We start from the raw sequence: 19,976 nt of genomic DNA, 5'->3' as shown, positions 1-19,976 counted from the left end.
GCAGACGGTGCACCCACCAGCCTGAACGGGCCGTAGATGCCAGGGCGAACCCGCTTGTGGCTAACTATGCGCCCCCGGGACCGCGACAGGATGCCAGTGAAAGCCGCAGGACGTTGGATGACAGGAAGTGTGATGGTGCTGCTGGCACTGTGGGTGGCTGGCCTGCTGCTCTATCAGCTGCCGGGGCCGGGCTGGCTGGCGTCGGCCGTGGCGGCATTGTGGTTGCTGTCCGCCCTGTGGGCGTCCTGGCGGGTCGTCCGTGGCCATGGGACGCGACGGCTCGGTATGGCCTTCGGTGTTGCGCTGGCCCTGGCGCTGGGGTGGTGGATGCTGCTGACCCCGCGCCAGGACCGCGAGTGGGCCGATGACGTGGCGCAACGCCTGCACGTGGTCTCCTTCGATGGGCGGCATGTGGTGCTGGACAACGTGCGCGATTTCACCTGGCGCAGCGAAACCGACTATGACGCGCGCTGGGTGCGCCGCACGTACGACCTGGACCAGCTGCGTTCGGCCGACCTGGTGCTTTCGTACTGGATGGGGCCGGCGATCGCCCACACCCTGATTTCGTTCGGCTTCGACGATGGCCGCCATGTCGTGTTCTCGCTGGAGATCCGCAAGGAACGCGGGGAATCGTTCTCGGCACTGGGGGGATTCTTCCGCAAGTTCGAGATGACCCTGGTGGCCTCCGAAGAGACCGACATCATCCGCACGCGTACCAACGCGCGTGGCGAGGATGTCTATCTGTACCGCCTGCATGGCATGGACCGCGCACAGTTGAAGGAACTGTTCGCTGCCTACATCGCGCAGGCACGCGAGCTGGATGCGAAGCCCGGCTTCTACAACACGCTGACCAGCAACTGCACCACCATCGTCTTCGATCTGGCCAGGCATATCGCGCCGCGGTTGCCGCTGGACTACCGCCTGCTGCTGTCCGGCTATCTGGCCGAGTACGCGCAGGAGGTCGGCGCATTGACGCCGGGGGTGCCGTACGCAGTGCTGCATGCCAAGGGCCGGATCACCCAGCGCGCGCTGGACCTGGGTGACGGCGGCAACTTTTCCACCGTGATCCGCCAGGGCGTGCCCGGCACCGAGCAGGACCCGCAGTGATGCTCATGTCCGTACTTTCCCGCTGGCAGCGCGTGCTGCCGGCGTCGCTGGCGATCCTGATGCTGCTGGCCGGCAGCGGCTGCGCGATGGTCACCGTCAAGCAGGTGAAATCCAGTGACTCGCTGGTCAACAAGCGTGCCGATGTGCTCAACACCGGCAGGCTCAGCCCGGCGGCCCGCGAAACGCTGAGTGCAGCCGGGCTGGATGAGTCGCAGTGCGAGAAGGACTTCGTGGTCTGTCGCAGCACGCTGTTGATGACCGACGATCTCAACGTCGAACAGCGGCTGTCCGCGTTGTCGGAGCTGTGGGTGAAGGCAGCGCTGGCGCTGACTCCGAAGAAGACGGCGGCGGGCGACCCACCGATGAGCGATGCGGCACTGGATGCATGGCTGGAAGCGGCGCGCTATGCCTACGCCTACCTGTTCTACAGCGGCCGTTCGCCGTCCGATCGGGCGTTCGAGGACCGGCAGACGCAGGTGCGCGACTACTACAACTATGCAGCCGAGAAGGCCGCGGTGGTTCTGTTCGTGCGGGCGCGCGCCGCCGCGCTCGCCGGCGAGGACTATACGAAGCCGATCACGGTCGGCAGCTGGTCGCTGGCCTCCAACTACCAGCAGCTGGCCCTGAAGAGCATTCCCGCGCAGCTGGTACCCGCCGGTACGGTCAGCTTCGTCGGCCTGCGCAGTACCTATCGACGCGACGGTTTCGGTGCGGAGCTGGTGATGGTGATGGACCCGCCGAAGCTGGTCACTCCGGCGGTCTCCGCAGATGGCCCGAAGGCGGACGGCGGGCAGGACGACGACAGCGATGCGCGTCGTGGTCGCCGCCATCGCCACGATGATGCGGTGCCGGAGTTCAGCGAGATGTCCTCGATCAACGTCACCGCGCTGCTGCGCTTCGAGGGCAGCACGCTGGAGGACGTGATGCGCACCCGCCGGGTCGAGCTGGACGCCTATTCGCCCGAAGCGACCGAGCGCATCACCCTGCACGGCGAGCAGGTGCCGCTGGCCGGCAACTTCACTGCCGCCTACGGCCTGTGGCTGGCGCAGAGTGGCTTTGCCCGGCAATCGCTGCGCACGCTGTTCGGCATGAGCGAGGGTATCGGTGAGCCGCATATCTACCTGATGCAGCCGTGGGATCCGAACCGCCGCATCATCTTCATGCTGCATGGCCTGGCCAGCAGCCCGGAAGCGTGGGTGAACCTGGCCAACGAGATCATGGGCGATCCCGAGCTGCGCCAGCAGTTCCAGGTGTGGCAGGTGTACTACCCGACCAACGCGCCGATCGCGCTGAACCGCTATGAGATCGCCACTGCATTCAACGATACGCTGAAGCATTTCGACCCGGATGGCAGCACGCGCGCCTCGAAGGACATGGTCTACATCGGTCACAGCATGGGCGGCGTGTTGGCCCGCCTGCTGGTGAGCGACTCGGGCGATGTGCTGTGGAACGACCTGCTGGCCAACTATGACCTGAAGGGTGAACGACTGAAGCGGGTGCAGAACAAGCTGGGACCGCTGCTGCACTTCAAGGCGCAGCCGAATGTGGAACGAGCGATCTTCATCGCCGCTCCGCATCAGGGCACCGACATCGCCGGCAACAGGGTCGGCCGCCTGATCGGCCGCCTGGTGCGCCTGCCCCTGACCATCCTGGGCAAGTTCGAGGATGTGTTCCTGGCGCTGGCGCAGGCCGAGCAGCAGGTTGACGGTACCGCCAAGCCGAAGATTCCCAACAGCATCGACAACCTCAAGGCCAGCGATCCGTTCGTGAAGGCGGCCGCGCAGCTGCCGATCGAAGCGGGCCTGAAGTACCACTCGATCATCGCCCAGCGCAAACCGGAACTGCCGTTGGAGAAATCCGACGATGGGCTGGTGCCGTACTGGAGCGCGCACCTGCCGGGTGCGCTGTCGGAGAAGGTCATCATCTCCGGTCACAGCGTGCAGGAATCGCCGCAGGCCGTGCTGGAAGTGCGCCGCATCCTGCACCGGGACATCGATGATGTGGGTGCGGCGGCCACGCCATGACCGCACTGATCGCCGGGCCACGCCCGGCCGAATCAACCGGTGGCGTTACACCCGGCGTGCAATCAGCGTGGACAGCAGAGCCAGGCCCAGGGTGATCGCCAGGCACAGCACGTAGCCGGTGTGCGGCCTGTCGTCCACGAACAGGGCAAACAGCGCGCCGGAGACGGCCAGTGCGGTGGTGACCGCCAGCGCCTCGCTCAACTGCAGCGCCGAAGTATTGGCTCCCTGTTCGTGAGGTGCCGAAAGGGAAAGGGTCAGTACCGAAAGACTGGCGTAGATCATGCCCATGCCGAAGCCGGTCAGCGTCCAGCCGATCAGGGCCACCGGCAGCGGTACCGTGCGGAACAGCACCGCCAGCGTGGCCGCGATACCGATCGCCATCAGCGGCGTTCCCGCGCGCAGCAGCTGCTGGCGTGACCAGCCATTGCGCTGGTGGCCCTGCAGCCACGACCCGGCGAACCAGCCCAATGCTCCCAGGCTCAACACCGCGCCGGCCCCGCTGGGTGACAGCCCGCGCTCGCGCTGCAGCAGCAGTGGCAGGTAGGCCTCGCAGGCGAAGAATGCCGCAGCGGCGATGCCGCGCAGGGCGATCACACTGGGCAGGCCGCGATGCAGGCGCAAGGTGCCGGCGGGCAGCAGCCGCTGTACGCAGAACAGCAGCGCGAGCATCGCCACAGCGATGCACAGCACTGCCGCCATCCCTTGCTGCTGCCCGCCGAGATACAGCAGCAGCGCTGCCAGCGACGCGCCGCTGGCCCAGCGCACCACCCGGCTGCGATTGCCGCTGTCGCCCGCAGGCGAGGGCTGCAGGCGTGACAGTGCAGGTCGCAGCAGCAATGCAGCGGGTAGCGCCAGCAGCGGCACGGCCAGGAACACCCAGCGCCAGCCCAGGTGCTGCACGATGAGCCCGCTCGCAGCCGGGCCGATCATCGACGGCACCACCCAGCCGGCGGAGAACGCTGCGAACACCTTCGGGCGCAGCGATTCGGGGTAGGTACGGCCGACCATCACATACAGCGAGACCGAGATCGCACCCGCGCCCAGGCCCTGCAGCAGCCGCCCGGCCACCAGTATCCCCATGTGCGTGGCCAGGCCGGCCAGCAGCAGGCCCAGCACGAAACACGCCAGGCCCCACCACAGCGGCCGCGCCGGCCCGTGCCGGTCGGCCCAGAGGCCAGCGAGTGTCATGCCGATGACGCTGGTGGCGAGGGTGCCGCCGAAGGCCAGCGCGTACAGGCGAAGCCCATCGAGCGCGGCGGCGACGGTGGGCATGGCCGCGGCCACCGCCAGCGCTTCGAAGGCATGCAGCGAGACCAGGGCGACCATGCCCAGGGTGGTCGCACGATAGCGCGCGGAGAGGATGGAGGTTTCGGCAGGAGGGGAGGCGTCGGCAGCGGATGGAGTCGGGGTCATGCGGAAAGTCTGGGAGGCCGCGCTTGTCATCCGGCGGCGAAGACCGCAGCATGACACCTGAACTATAGTTGAGGTCAAGCAATGGTGTCGCAGGAACTGAGTGTGGGTGAGGTGTCGCAGCGCAGCGGCGTGGCCGTATCCGCACTGCACTTCTATGAGCGCAAGGGCCTGATCAGCAGCCTGCGTACCTCGGGCAACCAGCGCCGCTTCAGCCGCGACGTGCTGCGCCGGCTGGCGGTGATACGCGTTGCACAGCGCGTGGGCATGCCGCTGGAGGCGGTGGCGCGCGCTTTCGAAAGCCTGCCGCAGGGCAGGGCACCGACCAAGGCCGACTGGGCCACGCTGTCTGCACGCTGGCGGACCGAGCTGGATGAGCGCATCCACATGCTGCAGCTGCTGCGTGACGAGCTGACCGGGTGCATCGGTTGCGGCTGCCTGTCACTTAAGCGCTGCCGGCTGGCCAACCCCGACGATGTCCTCGGGGAACGCGGTGACGGTCCGATGCGCTGGGGCTGAGGCCCCGGCACATCGGAGGGCGCGCCAGGCTGGATCATGCATCACCAGACGGTGATCGTTTCACCGCTCAGGATGCCTTCCACCGCGCGCTGGTACGCCAGTGCCGCGCGCTGGGCGGTCACCGCTTCAAAGCCGGGGAAGTAGGGCGCGTAGGCATCCATTGATTCGACCAGCACATTCGGGCTGACGACATTGATGCGCAGCCCGCGGGGCAGCAGCTCCAGGGCCGCTGCGCGCACGAATCCTTCCAGCGCGGCGTTCACCGAGGTTGCATTGACGCCATCGCGGATCGGCTGGGCACTGACGATGCCGCTGGTCAGGGTGATCGAGCCACCGGCGGTGAGGTGATGCTGGGCGGCCAGTGCCAGCCGTACCTGACCGAGCAGCTTGTCCTGCAGGCCGACGTTGAACCGTTCGGGCGTCATGTCACGCAGAGGACCAAAATGCAGTTTGCCTGTTGTGGAAATCACCGCATCGACCGCGCCGGTGCGGGCAAACAGTTCGTTGACGCTGGCATCGTCGGTCAGATCGACGCGCAGCGTGCCGCTGCTGCGCCCTGCGTCCAGGATCTGGTGCTGCTGGCCGAGCTGGCGCGCGACGGCCTGGCCGAGCGTGCCGGTGGCGCCCACGAGAAGAATCTTCATGACGGTTCCTTGCTTGGGGTAGATGAAGCGCAGTCTGCGCCGTGACGACGCGGTTTGGTAAGCCGCGTATGATTCGCTGATTACTAATCAGGAGTTAGCAATGGACATGCTGCGCTGCATGCAGGCCTTCGTCGCCGTGGCCGAGCGCGGGAGTTTCGCCGCTGCCGCCGAGCACCTGCAGGTGTCTGCGGTGATGGTGGGCAAGTACATCCAGCAGCTGGAAAGCCACCTCGGCACCGCGCTGCTGCAGCGGAACACGCGGCGGCAGCGCCTGACCGAAGCGGGCAGCGCTTATCTGGCCGGTTGCCGGCAGGTGCTGGAACAGGTGCAGCAGGCCGAGGCGGACGTGGCCGGCCTGCAGCTGCAGCCGCGCGGTGTGTTGCGGGTCAGTGCTCCCACCACCTGGGGCAGCTGCGTGCTGGCGCCCCGGTTGGCCGAACTGCTGCGTGCACAGCCGCTGCTGAACATCGAGCTGGATCTGAGCAATCGCCGGGTGGACCTGATCGAAGACGGCTTCGACGCGGCGATCCGGGTCGGTCCGCTGCCCTCGGCGGACATCGTGGCGCGTCCGCTGCCCCCCTATGCGATGAGCCTGTGCGCAGCGCCGTCGTACCTTCGCCGTCGCGGCACGCCGCGGACGCCCGCGGATCTGCAGGGGCACGATTGCCTGAGCCACCTGGCGTGGCGTGGCGGGCACGGTTGGCAGCTGGCCAATGGCGAGCATGTGGACTGGGAGGCACGGCTCACCAGCAATGACGGCTTCGCGCTGCGCGAGGCGGCCGTGGCGGGTGCCGGATTGATTCTGCAACCGACGGCGCTGCTGGCCACGGAGATCGCCGCGGGCCGGCTGAAACCGCTGCTGCGCGACCATCTGCCGGCGCCGCGGCCGATGCACCTGATCTATCTGCCGGACCGTCGCCCGCGCCCGCGCCTGCAGTGCTTCGTCGACTTCGTCATGACCACGTTGGGGCAATGAGCATCGGGGGAGATGGGTCAGATCCTTTACCCCGGCAGAGGGATCTGACCCCAAGGAATCAGTCGTTTGCCGCTGACAGTGCCTGGCCGCGCACCTGTGCGGCGCGCAGCGCGGCATCCACCAGTGCCTCGAAGCCGCCGGCCTGGAAGCTCTCGATCGCAGCCTGGGTGGTGCCGTTGGGCGAGGTCACGCGGCGGCGCAGCTCGGCGGGACTTTCGCCCGCTTCATCGAGCATGCGCGAGGCGCCCAGCAGCGTCTGCACCACCAGCGTGCGTGCGGCGTCGGCGGGAAGGCCCTGGGCGATGCCTGCCGCTTCCATCGCTTCGGCGAGCAGGAACACATAGGCCGGACCGCTGCCGGAGACAGCGGTGACCGAATCCATCAACGGCTCGCTGTCGATCCATACCGTGCGTCCGGCACTGGCCAGCAGGTGCTCGGCCTGGGCGCGCTGCGGTGCATCCACTGCCGGTGTTGCGTACAGGCCGGTGACGCCGGCACCGAGCAGCGCGGGCGTGTTGGGCATCGCGCGCACCACCGGCAACGTGCCGCCCAGCCAGCGCTGCAGCTGCGCGCTGGTGATGCCGGCGGCGATCGAGACCACCAGCGGCCGGTTGTCCTGCGCCAGCGGCTGCAGCGACTGGCAGACGTCGCGCAGAACCTGTGGTTTGACCGCCAGCAGCCAGGTCTGGCCCTGCGCGGCGGCCGCGCTGGCGCTGTCGTGGGTATGCACGCCGAAGTCGCCGGCAAGCGCATCGCGCACGGCGGCGACCGGCTCGGCCACATGGATGCGCGTGGCTGGTACGCCCTGGCGTATCAGGCCGGCGATCAGGCTGCGCGCCATGTTGCCGCCGCCGATGAAGGTGATGGAATCTGCTGCCATGGAAGTCTCCTCGGAATGTCAGGCCGGCCGCGGACGGGCGCCGAACAGGGCGGTGCCGATGCGCACCAGGGTGGCGCCTTCGGCGATGGCCTCGGTGTAGTCGCTGCTCATGCCCATCGAAAGGGTATCGACCTGCGGGAAGCGGTCGGCCAGTGTCTGGAAAAGTGTGCGCATGCGCACGAATGCATCGCGGCGGCGTTCCGCCTCCGGCCACGGCGCCGGGATCGCCATCAGGCCCCGCAAGCGCAGGCCGGGCTCGGCGGCGATGGCCTCCGCCAGGGCCTGGACGTCCTCTGGCGCGCAGCCGTGCTTGCTGGATTCATCATCGATGTTGACCTGGATCAGCACGTTCAGCGCTCCGCGCGCCGCCGGTCGATGGCGGGCCAGTGCGGTCACCAGCTTGGGACGGTCCACGCTCTGCACCCAGTCGAAATGCGTGGCCACCGCTTCGGCCTTGTTGGACTGCAGATGGCCGATCAGGTGCCACTCCAGGTCCAGGTGCTGCAGCGCCTGCATCTTGGCCAGCGCTTCCTGCACGTAGTTTTCGCCGAAGGCGCGCTGGCCCTGTGCAGCAAGGGCGGCCACGGCCTCGGCGGGTTGGGTCTTGGAGACCGCCAGCAGGCGCGGCGGCGCACGTCCGGCGGCCTCGGCCGCAGCGTGCAGGGTGCTCAGGATCTGGGGCAGGGCAGTGGCCACGTAACGCGTTCCAATCGATCAGGAGGCTATACTGCCGCCCGGGGAAAGATCCTTCCAGTCGAAGCCGTTATTGGGGAGTAGCCGCTCATGGATATCGCCGAGCTGTTGGCGTTTTCCGTAAAGAACAAAGCGTCCGACCTGCACCTGTCCGCAGGCCTGCCGCCGATGATCCGCGTGGACGGCGACGTTCGCCGCATCAACATCCCGGCACTGGACCACAAGCAGGTCCATGCGCTGGTGTACGACATCATGTCCGACAAGCAGCGCCGCGACTACGAGGAATTCCTCGAAGTGGACTTCTCGTTCGAGATCCCGTCGCTGGCACGTTTCCGCGTGAATGCGTTCAACCAGAACCGGGGTGCGGGCGCGGTGTTCCGTACCATTCCGTCGGAGGTGCTGACGCTTGAGGATCTGGCCTGCCCGCCGATCTTCCGCGAACTGATCCAGCAGCCGCAGGGCCTGATCCTGGTGACCGGACCGACCGGTTCGGGCAAGTCGACCACGCTGGCCGCGATGATCGACTACATCAACAAGAGCGAATACGGCCACATCCTCACCGTCGAGGATCCGATCGAGTTCGTGCACACCTCGCAGAAGTGCCTGATCAACCAGCGCGAAGTACACCGCGATACGCATGGCTTCAACGAGGCACTGCGCTCGGCACTGCGAGAAGACCCGGACATCATCCTGGTCGGCGAACTGCGCGACCTGGAAACCATCCGCCTGGCACTGACCGCCGCGGAGACGGGCCACCTGGTGTTCGGCACCCTGCACACCAGTTCGGCGGCCAAGACCATCGACCGCATCATCGACGTGTTCCCGGCCGGCGAGAAGCCGATGGTGCGCTCGATGCTGTCCGAGTCGCTGCGCGCGGTGATCTCGCAGGCACTGTTGAAGAAGGTGGGCGGCGGCCGTACCGCAGCGTGGGAGATCATGGTGGGCACGCCGGCCATCCGCAATCTGATCCGCGAAGACAAGGTGGCGCAGATGTACTCGGCGATCCAGACCGGTCAGCAGCAGGGCATGATGACGCTCGACCAGCACCTGCAGGATCTGGTCAAGCGCAGCCTGATCACCCGCAACCAGGCGCGCGAGTACGCCAAGGACAAGCGACTGTTCGAGTAAGGCAAGGCAGAAGCGGGCCCCGGTGCGCAACCGCGCCGGCGACTCCGCGATGTTCCGACGATCGACTGAAGCCTGGCACATGCCTCCTGGGAGCCTGCCGTGAACACCACCGCCACCACCATCGATTTCACCTCCTTCCTCAAGCTGATGGCGCACCAGCGCGCCTCGGACCTGTTCATCACCGCGGGCATGCCGCCGGCGATGAAGGTCAATGGCAAGATCGCGCCGATCACGCAGACCCCCCTGACGCCGCAGCAGAGCCGCGACCTGGTGCTGAACGTGATGACGCCGGCACAGCGCGAGGAGTTCGAGAAGACCCACGAATGCAACTTCGCCATCGGCCTGTCCGGTGTCGGCCGTTTCCGCGTGAGCTGCTTCTATCAGCGCAACCAGGTGGGCATGGTGCTGCGTCGCATCGAGACGCGCATCCCGACCGTGGAAGAACTGAGCCTGCCGCCGATCATCAAGACGCTGGCGATGACCAAGCGCGGCATCATCCTGTTCGTCGGTGCGACCGGTACCGGCAAGTCCACGTCGCTGGCAGCGATGATCGGCTATCGCAACCAGAATTCGACCGGCCACATCATCACCATCGAGGATCCGATCGAGTTCGTTCACAAGCACGAGGGCTGCATCATCACCCAGCGCGAGGTGGGCATCGATACCGACAGCTGGGAGGCCGCGCTGAAGAACACGCTGCGCCAGGCGCCGGACGTGATCATGATTGGTGAGGTGCGTACCCGCGAAGGCATGGACCATGCCATCGCCTTCGCCGAGACCGGCCACCTGGTGCTGGCGACGCTGCATGCCAACAACGCCAACCAGGCGATGGACCGCATCATCAACTTCTTCCCGGAAGACCGTCGCAACCAGCTGCTGATGGACCTGTCGCTGAACCTCAAGGGCGTGGTCGCCCAGCAGCTGGTGCCGTCCCCGGATGGCCGCTCGCGCAAGGTTGCGATGGAGATCCTGCTGGGCACGCCGCTGGTGCAGGACTACATCCGCGACGGCGAGATCCACAAGCTGAAGGAAGTGATGAAGGAATCGGTCCAGCTGGGCATGAAGACCTTCGACCAGAGCCTGTTCGAGCTGTACCAGGCCGGTGAGATCAGCTACGAGGATGCGCTGCGGTATGCCGATTCGCAGAACGAAGTGCGGCTGCGCATCAAGCTGAGCCAGGGCGGTGACGCGCGCACCCTGTCGCAGGGGCTGGACGGCGTGGAAATCTCCGAGATCCGCTGAAGCAGCAGGGGACGGCAGCCGGGCATCGCCCGGCGCCGCGGAACATCCCCGGATCGGCCGGATTCATGAAATCCAGTCATGACCGACTGCGGCGCAGCCGGTTCAATCCGAGGGGACCGCAGGCGTATCGTCAGCGCTCCCCCTCTGGAGCATGACAATGCAGACACGTGAACTCGGCCGCAGCGGCCTGAAGGTTTCCGCCCTCGGCCTGGGCTGCATGGGCCTGAGCCACAGCTACGGCAAGCCCGTGGAACTGGAGCAGGGCGTCGCGCTGCTGCACGCAGCCGTTGAGCGCGGGGTCACCTTCTTCGACACGGCCGAGGTGTACGGCCCGTACACCAACGAGGCCCTGCTGGGCAGGGCGCTGGCGCCGCATCGGGACAGGCTGGTGATCGCCACCAAGTTCGGTTTCCGCAATGCCCAGGCCGATACCGGGCTGGACAGCCGACCGGAAAACATCCGTGCCGTGGCTGAAGCCAGCCTCAAGCGCCTGCGTACCGACCACATCGATCTGTTCTACCAGCACCGTGTCGATCCCAACGTGCCGATCGAGGACGTCGCCGGTACCGTGCGCGACCTGATTGCCGAAGGCAAGGTCGGCCACTTCGGGCTCTCCGAAGCGAGTGCCGCCACCGTGCGCCGCGCACATGCCGTGCAGCCGGTGGCCGCGGTGCAGAGCGAGTACTCGCTGTGGTGGCGCGAGCCGGAGCGCGAACTGCTGCCGACCCTGCAGGAGCTGGGCATCGGCTTCGTACCGTTCAGTCCGCTGGGCCGGGGCTTCCTGACCGGTACGATCAATGCAGAGACCACGTTCGAGGCCGACGACTTCCGCAACACCGTGCCGCGTTTTGAAGTCGAAGCGCGCCGGGCGAACCAGGCGCTGGTGGACCGGATCAGCGCCATTGCCGCCGCCCGCGGTGCCACCCCGGCACAGGTGGCATTGGCCTGGCTGCTGGCGCAGGCGGACTGGATCGTGCCGATTCCGGGTACCACCAAGGTGCATCGCCTGGAAGAGAACCTGGGAGCGGTGGACCTGCAGCTGTCGAGCGAAGAACGGCAGCGCATCGCGCAGGCGCTGGATGAAGTGTCGATCGTCGGCGAGCGCTACAACGCCCAGCGTGCGGCGCAGGTCAAGGGCTGATCGTGGTGGGTGCGGGCCTTGGGCCCGCACTCATCGGTCCATCATCGGCCCGCGCAGGGCATCGAGCACCGTGCGCATCGCCAGGGTCACGTGGTGGCGCGAGGGGTAGTACGCGTAGTAGCCATCGAACGGCGGGCACCAGTCGTCCAGCACCGATTGCAGGCGGCCATCGTCCAGCATCGGCAGGACCTGGTCTTCCGGCAGCCAGGCCAGCCCGCTGCCGGCCAGTGCCGCGCTGCGGGTCATGCCCATCGTGTTGAAGGTCCACTGCCCGCTCACGCGCACGCTCAGTTCGTGGCCATCCTGGCCGAAGTCCCATGGCATCAGTCCGCCATGGGTGGGCAGGCGCAGGGTGATGCAGTTGTGGCTGGCCAGGTCGTGCGGATGCGCGGGGGCGGCGTGCTGACGGAAGTAACCCGGGGCACCGACCACGCGCATCCGCAGCGGGGGCTGATGGGCACGGCGATCATGTCGCGTGCCAGGCGCTCGCCGAGGCGGATGCCGATGTCATAGCGCTCGGCGACGATGTCGGCCAGGCCATAGTCGGTGGTCAATTCGATCTTCAGGTCGGGGAAGCGCTGCAGCAGGGGGGCCAGCCGCGGCCACGCCAGATACTCAGCGGCGTGGCCGGTGGCGTTGATGCGGATGGTCCCGGCGGGGCGGTCGCGGTACTCGGCCAACGCGGCCAGTTCGTGCTCGATCTCGGCCAGGCGTGGTGCCAGCGTGGCGAGCAGGCGGGCGCCAGCCTCGGTGGTGGAGACGCTGCGAGTGGTCCGGGTCAGCAGGCGCACCCCGAGCCGCTCTTCGAGGCCGCGCATGGCGTGGCTGAGCGCGGACTGCGAGACACCCAGCTGGGCGGCCGCGCGGGTGAAGCTGCCCTCGCGGGCGACGTGGACAAAGGCCTGCAGGTCGTTGAGGTTTTCGCGCGGCATGCGGGAATGATACGGCGCCGCCGCTGCCCGCTGCCGCGCAGGCTGATGCTTTCCGGGGAGCCCTCAGGCAGGGCGGCGCATCCAGCTGAACGATTTCATCTGCAACTGTCATGCGGATCGTGTCTAATACCGCCTCCCCCCGCTGTCCCCCCACCCGCATGTCCCATCCTTCCCATGGCCCCGCGCCGTGCGACGACGCTGACGGCCACCTGGTCACCGCCGGTCCGTTGACTCCGCCGCCGGACAGCGCCGGTACCACCGCCGACGAAAAAGCGCTGCGCCACTCGGTGGCCGAGGACGTGCAGGGCATGGTGCTGGCGACGATGGTGGCCTCGCTGGGCCTGGCCATCTTCGCCAAGGGTGGGCTGATGATCGGCGGCATGGCCGGCATGGCCTTCCTGCTGCACTACTCCATGGGCTGGAACTTCGGGCTGGTGTTCGTGCTGGTCAATCTGCCCTTCTACTGGGTGGCGCTGCGGCGCATGGGCTGGGAATTCACCCTGAAGACCTTTGCCGCGGTTACCGCCTGCGGCGTACTGACCGATCTGCTGCCGCGCTGGATCGATTTCTCGCATATCCATCCGCTGTACTCGGCGATCGTCGGCGGCGCCCTGTCGGGGCTGGGCATCCTGTTCTTCATCCGCCACCGCGCCAGCCTGGGCGGCATCGGCATCCTGGCGGTCTACCTGCAGCGCACCCGTGGCTGGAGCGCCGGCAAGGTGCAGATGTCCTACGATGCCTGTCTGATGATCGCCGCGTTCTTCGTGCTTTCGCCGTCCAAGGTGATGTATTCGGCGATTGGCGCGGTGGTGCTCAGCCTGGTGCTGATGTTCAACCACCGGCCCGGCCGTTACATGGGCGTGTAAGCGCGCCTTCCGCGTTCGCCGGGCATGGCCCGGCGCTACCGGAACCGGTACGTGGTAGCGCCGGGCCATGTCCGGCGGATGCAGATCAGCAGGTGGTAGCGCCGGGCCATGCCCGGCGGATGTGGTTCAGCGGGCGACGGCCTGCAGCCACGGCGGTGACAGCTTCAGCAGCCGCGCATGCACCGGGCAGTCCGCGGCGTGCGCACCCGGCAGGTAACCCAGGCTCATCAGGAATTCGCCGGTGATCTCGCCGCCGGTGAAGCGGAAGGTCTTCTTGAACAGCTTCACCCAGTCAGCCTTGCTGCGTGGGTGATGCGCGTCCAGCCAGGCGGCGAAGCTGCCGTGGTCCGCACGCAGCTGCTGGATCACCTGTGCGTTGTGGATCGCGGCAAGCACCTTCAGGCGGTTGCGGATGATGCCCGGGTCCGAGAGCAGGCGCTCGATGTCCTGCCCGGCATAGGCCGCGACCCGGTCCACGTCGAAGGCATCGTAGGCCGCGCGGAATCCTTCCCGCTTCTTCAGGATGGTCTCCCAGCTCAGGCCCGCCTGGTTGATCTCCAGCACCAGCCGCTCGAACAGCTCGCGTTCGTCGCGCTGCGGGAAGCCGTACTCGTGCGCGTGGTAGTAGTCGTGCACCGGGTGGCCGGGGGCGATCAGGCAATATCCGGACAAGGCGAACTCCTGCGGTACGGGGTGGTCATTATGCGCGCCGTGACCGGCAGGTGCAGGCATCGGGGGCGGCCAGCGGCTAGAATGGCGGCATGCCCGCAACTCCCACTTCCCTTGCCGATCACCTGCTCGTCGCGCTGCCGTCGCTGCTCGACGCGACCTTTGCCCGCAGCGTCGCGCTGATCTGCCAGCACGACGAGAACGGGGCGATGGGCGTGCTGGTCAACCAGCCGTCCGAGTACACGCTGGGCGAGGTGCTGTCGCAGATGGACATCGCCACCAGCGATGGCGACCTGCAGGCGCGCATGGTGCTCAACGGGGGGCCGGTGCATCCCGAGCGCGGGTTCGTCATCCACGACGATGCGCGGCCCTGGGATTCCAGCCTGACGGTGGGCGATGGCCTGTACCTGACCACGTCGCGCGACATCCTCGAAGCCATGGCCCGCGGCGAAGGCCCGGCCAATGCGGTGGTGACCCTTGGCTGCGCCGGATGGGGCGCCGGGCAGCTGGAAAGCGAGCTTTCCGAGAACAGCTGGCTGACCGTGCCGGCCGACGCCGAACTGGTGTTCCAGCTGCCGCTGGAGCAGCGCTGGCAGGGCGCGGCCTCGCGCATCGGCGTGGATCTGTTCCGGCTCACCGATTACAGCGGCCATGTCTGAGCCGGCCGGTCTCCGTCGCGATGGCACCGTGCTCGGCTTCGATGTCGGCGCGCGACGGATCGGCGTGGCCATCGGCAGTGCCTTCGCCGCGCACGCGCGTGCCGTGGCGGTGGTCGACGTGCACGGCAACGGCCCGGACTGGGCGGCGATCGAACGCCTCATCAAGGAATGGAAGCCCGATGGCCTGGTGGTCGGCGATCCGCTGACGCTCGACGGCCAGGACCAACCCAACCGCAAGCGCGCGCAGGGCTTCGCCCGCCAGCTGCGGGAACGATTCAAGCTGCCGGTGGTGATGATCGACGAGCGCTCAAGCTCGGTGGAAGCCGCCCGCCGCTTCGCCGTCGAGCGCGCCGAAGGGCGCAAGCGCCGCCGTGATGCGGCCGCGCTTGATGCGGTGGCTGCGGCGGTGATCATCGACCGCTGGCTGTCCTCGCCGGACGACGCCACTCCCATTCCCTGACTGCACGATTCCCGCCATGACCGCCCAGCAACTCGATGCCTCCGGCCGCCTGCGCCACCTGCTGACTCTTGAGGGCCTGCCCCGCGACACCCTGCTGCAGCTGCTCGACCGCGCGGGGCAGATCCGCGACGCGGCGGTCGGCCGCGTCGGCAACAAGCGGCACGTGCTGGCCGGTTCCGCGGTGTGCACGCTGTTCTTCGAACCGTCCACCCGCACGCGCAGTTCGTTCCAGCTGGCCGCGCAGCGCCTGGGCGCCGACGTGCTGAACTTCGATGCGTCGACCTCGTCCACGCGCAAGGGCGAAACCGCCTGCGATACGCTGCGCAACCTGGAAGCGATGGGCGTGCGCGGTTTCGTGGTGCGCCATCCCGATGATGGTGCCGTGGCCGCACTGGCCGAAGCGGCGGGCGAGGGCACCGCCCTCATCAACGCCGGCGACGGGCGCAGTTCGCACCCCACCCAGGGCCTGCTGGACATGCTGACCCTGCGCCAGGCCAAGGGTCCGGATTTCTCGAAGCTGAAGGTGGTGATCGTCGGCGACGTGAAGCACTCGCGCGTGGCCCGCACCGACCTGCACGCACTGCGCACGCTGGGCGTGGGCGAGATCCGCGTGTGTGGCCCGCAGTCGCTGCTGCCGGACGACGAAACCCTGAAGGGCTGCGTGGTGGGCGAGGATTTCGACGCGATGCTGGAAGGGGTCGACGCACTGATGATGCTGCGCCTGCAGCGCGAGCGCATGGAAGAAGGGCTGGTGCCGTCGCTGGAGCAGTATCACGACCAGTACGGCCTGACCCGCGAACGCCTGGCCCGCGCCGGCAAGGACGCCGCGGTGCTGCACCCCGGCCCGATCAACCGCGGCGTGGAAGTGACCGACGATGTAGCCGATGGCCCACAGTCGTGGGTGCTGCGCCAGGTCGCCAACGGCGTCGCCGTGCGCATGGCCGTGCTGGAAACCCTGCTGGGCTGACCACCCGCTCTGGTAGGTGTCAGCCTTGGTTGACACACTTACCGCGCGGCTTGTCCGCGCACCGCTCTGGTAGATGCCAACCTTGGTTGGCACTATCCATCCGCGCCCAAGTTGTCGAGCGGATCACACGAAGCGCCAAGCTCCCATTCGCACCATGCATGGGGATATTGCCCAAGCCGCGTCGTCAGCCCGGCCCTGATCGGATTTCCCATCAGATACATCGCATGCCGGTGCAACGATTCGTCAGAGCGGATCGCATGATCGTGATAGCAGGCCTGCCAGAAGCGCCCGACTCGCCCCAGCAACCGGTTTACCTGCTGGGCGGTGCGCGACTTGAAACGCTTCATGACGGTTTCCAGCGTTCCCGCACGTAGTTCGACCAGCCAGTGGATGTGGTCGGGCATGACCACGTACGCAATCGAGCGGGTGAAGCCTTCCTGATCCAGTCGCTGGAATTCGCGGACTGCCAAGGCGGCCGCTGCGGCGTTGGTGAAGAGCGGCGCGCGGTCATGGACGACGGTGGTGAGGATATAGCTGAGGCCGATGCTGGAGCGACGACCGAGCAGGAGACGTGTGTTCTGCATGGAGCAAGCATGGACGGGCCTGCTTCCAGTGAACATCGGGGAATGGGTTGGTTTCAGGTAGGCCAGTGCCAACCAAGGTTGGCAACTACCGAAGCTATGGCTCAGCGCTTCTGCGCGAACAACCACGCCCACATTGCCGGGTCGGCGTAGGTAGCATCCCAGGCGTTATGGTTGCCTTGCGGATACTCGGTGTAGCGTACGTCGGCGGCGCCGGTGGCCTGGAACGCGGCGTGCAGGCGGCGGTCGTCGTCCGGTGGCACCACATCGTCAAGCGCCCCATGGAAGATCCAGATCGGCGTGTGCCGCAGGCGCTGTGCAATCGCGGCATACGGATCGGCTTCGTTGGCGACCTGCTCCACGAACAGGGTCGGCCGCACCGCGCGGGGGGCCAGCACCGCGCCGCAGACCGGCACGATCGCCGCGAAGCGGCGCGGGTCATCCAGTGCGATGTTCCAGCTGCCGTAGCCGCCCATCGACATGCCGGTCAGGTACTGCCGGGCCGGGTCGGCGCCGAACTCGGCGAGGGTGGCGTCGAGTGCGGCCAGGGCCACCCGGTTGTTGCGGCCGCTCCATTCCTCGTGCCCGGGAACCTGTGGGAACACCACCAGCGCCGGGAAGTCGCGGTGGTTGCGCAGGTACGGGCCGAGCCCGGCGTGGGTCTGCTTCACGCCATCGCCGCCACGCTCGCCAGAGCCGTGCAGGAACAGGATGACGGGCACATCGACCGGCGCGGCCCCCTGCTGCGACGGACCACGCGGCTGCAGGCCCGCCGGAATGAACACCTGGTAATAGGCCGTCCGGCCATCCACCTTCACCGCACGCGCCTCGAAGCGTCCGTGCGTCCGTTCGGCGGTGCTGGCGCAGCCTCCTACCATCAGGACCAGCAGCAGCGGCAACCAGCGTGCAAGCAGACGAACCATGAGCGCGTTTCCTGATCTGGAATCGTTTTCATGGTAGTCCAGTCGCGCCTGGCCGGCATCGTGCAGCGCGTCACTCGGGCCGGGGGGCGCTGGCGACGATGTCCAGCTGCTCCTGCGCTTCAGCGTTGCCTTCGGCGGCGGCGGCCCGTACCTGTGCCAGATCCGGGTGCAGCACCACCAGCAGCGGGTTCTCGCACACCGGGCAGTCGTACTCGGTGGCGTCCTCGTCCAGCTCCATCACCATTGCCCGCGAACTGCCCTTCCATTCGCATGCGGCGCAGGTGTGCAGCTGCTCGCGCCAACCCGGCTGGAAGTAGTTTTCGATCGTGGTTGCCATGGGGTGTTCCAGTGGGAATGGGCCCCGCGCCCCGACTGGGGGCAGGGCGCAGGTCGGTCAGTGCAGCAGCACCAGGGTGGCCAGGCCGAGGAAGGTGAAGAAGCCCATCGAATCGGTCACGGCGGTCAGGAAAATACCGCTGGCCAAGGCCGGATCGAAGCCGAAACGTTTCAGGGTCAGCGGCACCAGCACACCGGCCAGCGCGGCGAACAGCAGGTTGAAGGTGAGCGCGATGGCGATCACCGCCGACAACCCCGGCGAATGGAACCAGGCCAGCACGATCAGGCCCAGCACCGAACCCAGCAGCAGGCCGTTGAGCAGGGCCACCCGCACTTCCTTCCACAGCAGGGTGCGTGCATTGGATGCGCCCACCTGGCCCAGCGCCAGGCCGCGCACCATCAACGCCAGCACCTGCGTGCCTGCGTTGCCGCCGAGGCCGGCGACGATGGGCATGAGCACCGCCAGCGCCACCAGCTTGTCGATCGTGCCTTCGAAGTGACCGACCACGCTGGAGGCGAGGAAGGCGGTACACAGGTTCACCGACAGCCACATCAGGCGACGGCGCATCGCGCGCCACACCGGGCTGAACAGATCCTCGTCCTCGTCCAGGCCGGCGGCGCCCAGCGCCTGGTGCTCGGCCTGGCCACGGATGATGTCGACCACGTCATCGATGGTGATGCGGCCGACCAGGATGTTGTTGTCGTCCACCACCGGCGCGGAAATCCAGTCATGGTCGGAGAACTGACGGGCGACCTCCTGGTCGCTCTCGCCGACATCGATCGCCGGCTGTTCGTCGTCGATCAACCGGTTGATCGGCGTGGTGTCTTCATGGGTGACCAGCGCTGCAAGCGAGACACGGCCAAGATACTGATGGCGGCGGCTGACCACGAACAGGTGGTCGGTATGATCCGGCAGTTCGCCGCGTAGGCGCAGGTAGCGCAGCACGACGTCGACGTTGACGTCGGCGCGCACGGTCACCACGTCCGGGTTCATCAGGCGGCCCGCGCTGTCCTCGGGGTAGGACAGGACCTGCTCGAGGCGCTCGCGGTTCTCGCGGTCCATCGACTTGAGGACTTCGTCGATGACCGTGTCCGGCAGGTCCTCGACCAGATCGGCCAGGTCGTCGATGTCCAGGTCTTCGACCGCGGCGATGATCTCGTCCGGGTCCATGTCCGCGAGCAGGCTCTCGCGCACGTCGTCGCCGACGTGGACCAGCACCTCGCCGTCATCTTCCGGATCGACCAGGCCCCATACGACTTCGCGCTTTCCCGGCGGCAGCGATTCGAGCAGGTTGCCGATCTCGGCGGGGGCCAGGGTATTGACCAGGCGACGCACCGGTCCCAGCCGGCCGCTGTCCAGTGCATCGGACAGCATCCGCAGTTGGCGCGCAGTCTTGTCGTGGCGTACGGCTTCAGCCATCGCAGCTCCCGCGGGATAAGAAAAGCCGTGATCCTGGCAAGGATGCGGCAACAGGGGTGTTCAGCGCGTCATTATCGCAAGGGGATGTTTCAACGCATACCCCGGTGTCTGCGGCCAGCGGGGTCCATGAATTCCGCCGGGCATGGCCCGGCGCTACCGGGAAGGTGCACGCGGTGGTGCGCCGGCCACGCCCGGCGAGCGGGATGCATGCGATGGTAAAGCCGGGCCATGCCTGGCGAGCGGAATGCACGCGGTGGTAGCGCCGGGCCATTCCCGGCGAGCGGAATGCACGCGGTGGTAGCGCCGGGCCATGCCCGGCGAGCGGGATGCACGCGATGGTAGCGCCGGGCCACGCCCGGCGAGCGGGATGCATGCGATGGCAGCGCCGGGCCACGCCCG

20 protein-coding genes and 1 pseudogene are annotated in these 19,976 nt (G+C 67.4%); 11 read left to right on the top strand and 10 right to left on the bottom strand.

Annotated features, from left to right (window positions below):
- The first annotated feature begins 132 nt into the window (after positions 1-132).
- Both ACVOKU_RS05665 and ACVOKU_RS05660 read left to right on the top strand, forming a co-directional pair.
- The gene (locus ACVOKU_RS05665) at positions 133-1,107 is read left to right on the top strand and encodes an Lnb N-terminal periplasmic domain-containing protein (RefSeq protein WP_481559401.1); all 975 of its coding nucleotides are present in this window, start codon (positions 133-135) and stop codon (positions 1,105-1,107) included.
- Positions 1,107-3,131 carry an esterase/lipase family protein gene (locus ACVOKU_RS05660; RefSeq protein ID WP_481559357.1) on the top strand — a complete coding sequence of 675 codons (2,025 nt, stop codon included), beginning with the start codon at positions 1,107-1,109 and terminating at the stop codon, positions 3,129-3,131. Before ACVOKU_RS05665 ends, ACVOKU_RS05660 begins: the two co-directional genes overlap by 1 nt.
- 45 nt (positions 3,132-3,176) lie before the next feature.
- On the opposite strand, the gene ACVOKU_RS05655 is transcribed toward ACVOKU_RS05660, so the two are convergent.
- Complete coding sequence (locus ACVOKU_RS05655) at positions 3,177-4,544, bottom strand: MFS transporter (RefSeq protein ID WP_481559356.1); 1,368 nt, start codon at positions 4,542-4,544, stop codon at positions 3,177-3,179.
- A gap of 81 nt (positions 4,545-4,625) precedes the next feature.
- Here ACVOKU_RS05655 and soxR point away from each other — a divergent pair, with 81 nt between their 5' ends.
- A complete protein-coding gene (gene soxR / locus ACVOKU_RS05650; protein WP_253118890.1) occupies positions 4,626-5,060 on the top strand; it encodes a redox-sensitive transcriptional activator SoxR in 435 nt (144 codons plus the stop codon).
- 41 nt (positions 5,061-5,101) lie between these two features.
- Here soxR and ACVOKU_RS05645 read toward each other — a convergent pair whose 3' ends face one another.
- Complete coding sequence (locus ACVOKU_RS05645; protein ID WP_053519252.1) at positions 5,102-5,704, bottom strand: short chain dehydrogenase; 603 nt, start codon at positions 5,702-5,704, stop codon at positions 5,102-5,104.
- 100 nt (positions 5,705-5,804) lie between these two features.
- Between ACVOKU_RS05645 and ACVOKU_RS05640 the strand changes: the two genes are divergently transcribed.
- Positions 5,805-6,680 carry a LysR family transcriptional regulator gene (locus ACVOKU_RS05640; protein ID WP_481559355.1) on the top strand — a complete coding sequence of 292 codons (876 nt, stop codon included), beginning with the start codon at positions 5,805-5,807 and terminating at the stop codon, positions 6,678-6,680.
- A gap of 58 nt (positions 6,681-6,738) precedes the next feature.
- Here the strand turns inward: ACVOKU_RS05640 and proC are convergent, their stop codons facing one another.
- Together proC and ACVOKU_RS05630 are read right to left on the bottom strand one after the other, a co-directional pair.
- Entirely contained in the window at positions 6,739-7,560 is an 822-nt protein-coding gene (proC, locus tag ACVOKU_RS05635; protein WP_481559354.1) for a pyrroline-5-carboxylate reductase, read from the bottom strand.
- A gap of 18 nt (positions 7,561-7,578) precedes the next feature.
- Positions 7,579-8,256, bottom strand: coding sequence for a YggS family pyridoxal phosphate-dependent enzyme (locus ACVOKU_RS05630; protein WP_128989763.1), 678 nt, complete (start codon positions 8,254-8,256; stop codon positions 7,579-7,581).
- A gap of 87 nt (positions 8,257-8,343) precedes the next feature.
- Here ACVOKU_RS05630 and ACVOKU_RS05625 point away from each other — a divergent pair, with 87 nt between their 5' ends.
- From ACVOKU_RS05625 to ACVOKU_RS05615, 3 genes are all read left to right on the top strand, one after another.
- On the top strand, positions 8,344-9,381 hold the full coding sequence (locus tag ACVOKU_RS05625) for a type IV pilus twitching motility protein PilT (RefSeq protein WP_053519259.1): 1,038 nt from the start codon (positions 8,344-8,346) through the stop codon (positions 9,379-9,381).
- A gap of 99 nt (positions 9,382-9,480) precedes the next feature.
- Complete coding sequence (locus tag ACVOKU_RS05620) at positions 9,481-10,623, top strand: PilT/PilU family type 4a pilus ATPase (RefSeq protein ID WP_074900446.1); 1,143 nt, start codon at positions 9,481-9,483, stop codon at positions 10,621-10,623.
- Positions 10,624-10,780: 157 nt separating this feature from the next.
- Positions 10,781-11,764, top strand: a complete 984-nt coding sequence (locus tag ACVOKU_RS05615; RefSeq protein ID WP_312554410.1) for an aldo/keto reductase — start codon at positions 10,781-10,783, stop codon at positions 11,762-11,764.
- Between the two features lie 30 nt (positions 11,765-11,794).
- Here ACVOKU_RS05615 and ACVOKU_RS05610 read toward each other — a convergent pair.
- A pseudogene (locus tag ACVOKU_RS05610) lies at positions 11,795-12,696 on the bottom strand (LysR family transcriptional regulator).
- 158 nt (positions 12,697-12,854) lie between these two features.
- Between ACVOKU_RS05610 and ACVOKU_RS05605 the strand changes: the two are divergent.
- Complete coding sequence (locus tag ACVOKU_RS05605) at positions 12,855-13,562, top strand: YitT family protein (protein ID WP_053519265.1); 708 nt, start codon at positions 12,855-12,857, stop codon at positions 13,560-13,562.
- 126 nt (positions 13,563-13,688) lie between these two features.
- On the opposite strand, the gene ACVOKU_RS05600 is transcribed toward ACVOKU_RS05605, so the two are convergent.
- Positions 13,689-14,234: a DNA-3-methyladenine glycosylase I gene (locus ACVOKU_RS05600; RefSeq protein WP_481559353.1), complete on the bottom strand. Its 546-nt coding sequence runs from the start codon at positions 14,232-14,234 to the stop codon at positions 13,689-13,691.
- Between the two features lie 89 nt (positions 14,235-14,323).
- Here ACVOKU_RS05600 and ACVOKU_RS05595 point away from each other — a divergent pair, with 89 nt between their 5' ends.
- Genes ACVOKU_RS05595 through ACVOKU_RS05585 form a run of 3 tightly spaced genes read left to right on the top strand, consistent with a single transcriptional unit; the run spans position 14,324 to position 16,317 of the window.
- A complete protein-coding gene (locus tag ACVOKU_RS05595) occupies positions 14,324-14,890 on the top strand; it encodes a YqgE/AlgH family protein (RefSeq protein WP_065182436.1) in 567 nt (188 codons plus the stop codon).
- Positions 14,883-15,350 (top strand): Holliday junction resolvase RuvX, encoded by a 468-nt coding sequence (gene ruvX, locus ACVOKU_RS05590; protein WP_074900459.1) that lies wholly within the window; start codon positions 14,883-14,885, stop codon positions 15,348-15,350. The genes ACVOKU_RS05595 and ruvX overlap by 8 nt, the downstream gene beginning before the upstream one ends.
- 16 nt (positions 15,351-15,366) lie before the next feature.
- A complete protein-coding gene (locus tag ACVOKU_RS05585) occupies positions 15,367-16,317 on the top strand; it encodes an aspartate carbamoyltransferase catalytic subunit (protein ID WP_074900463.1) in 951 nt (316 codons plus the stop codon).
- Between the two features lie 92 nt (positions 16,318-16,409).
- On the opposite strand, the gene ACVOKU_RS05580 is transcribed toward ACVOKU_RS05585, so the two are convergent.
- The 4 genes from ACVOKU_RS05580 to mgtE all read right to left on the bottom strand — a co-directional run bounded on the left by ACVOKU_RS05580 (position 16,410) and on the right by mgtE (position 19,577).
- On the bottom strand, positions 16,410-16,901 hold the full coding sequence (locus ACVOKU_RS05580; RefSeq protein ID WP_065174527.1) for an REP-associated tyrosine transposase: 492 nt from the start codon (positions 16,899-16,901) through the stop codon (positions 16,410-16,412).
- 101 nt (positions 16,902-17,002) lie between these two features.
- Entirely contained in the window at positions 17,003-17,821 is an 819-nt protein-coding gene (locus tag ACVOKU_RS05575) for a carboxylesterase family protein (RefSeq protein ID WP_481559352.1), read from the bottom strand.
- A gap of 70 nt (positions 17,822-17,891) precedes the next feature.
- Entirely contained in the window at positions 17,892-18,158 is a 267-nt protein-coding gene (locus tag ACVOKU_RS05570; protein WP_481559351.1) for a hypothetical protein, read from the bottom strand.
- A 57-nt stretch (positions 18,159-18,215) separates the two neighbouring features.
- Positions 18,216-19,577, bottom strand: a complete 1,362-nt coding sequence (gene mgtE / locus ACVOKU_RS05565; RefSeq protein ID WP_053519410.1) for a magnesium transporter — start codon at positions 19,575-19,577, stop codon at positions 18,216-18,218.
- Positions 19,578-19,976 lie beyond the last annotated feature (399 nt).

It is taken from the genome of Stenotrophomonas sp. STEN147 (assembly GCF_056757995.1).
Note: the sequence above shows the minus strand (reverse complement) of the source record. Positions and strands in the feature narration are given on the sequence as shown.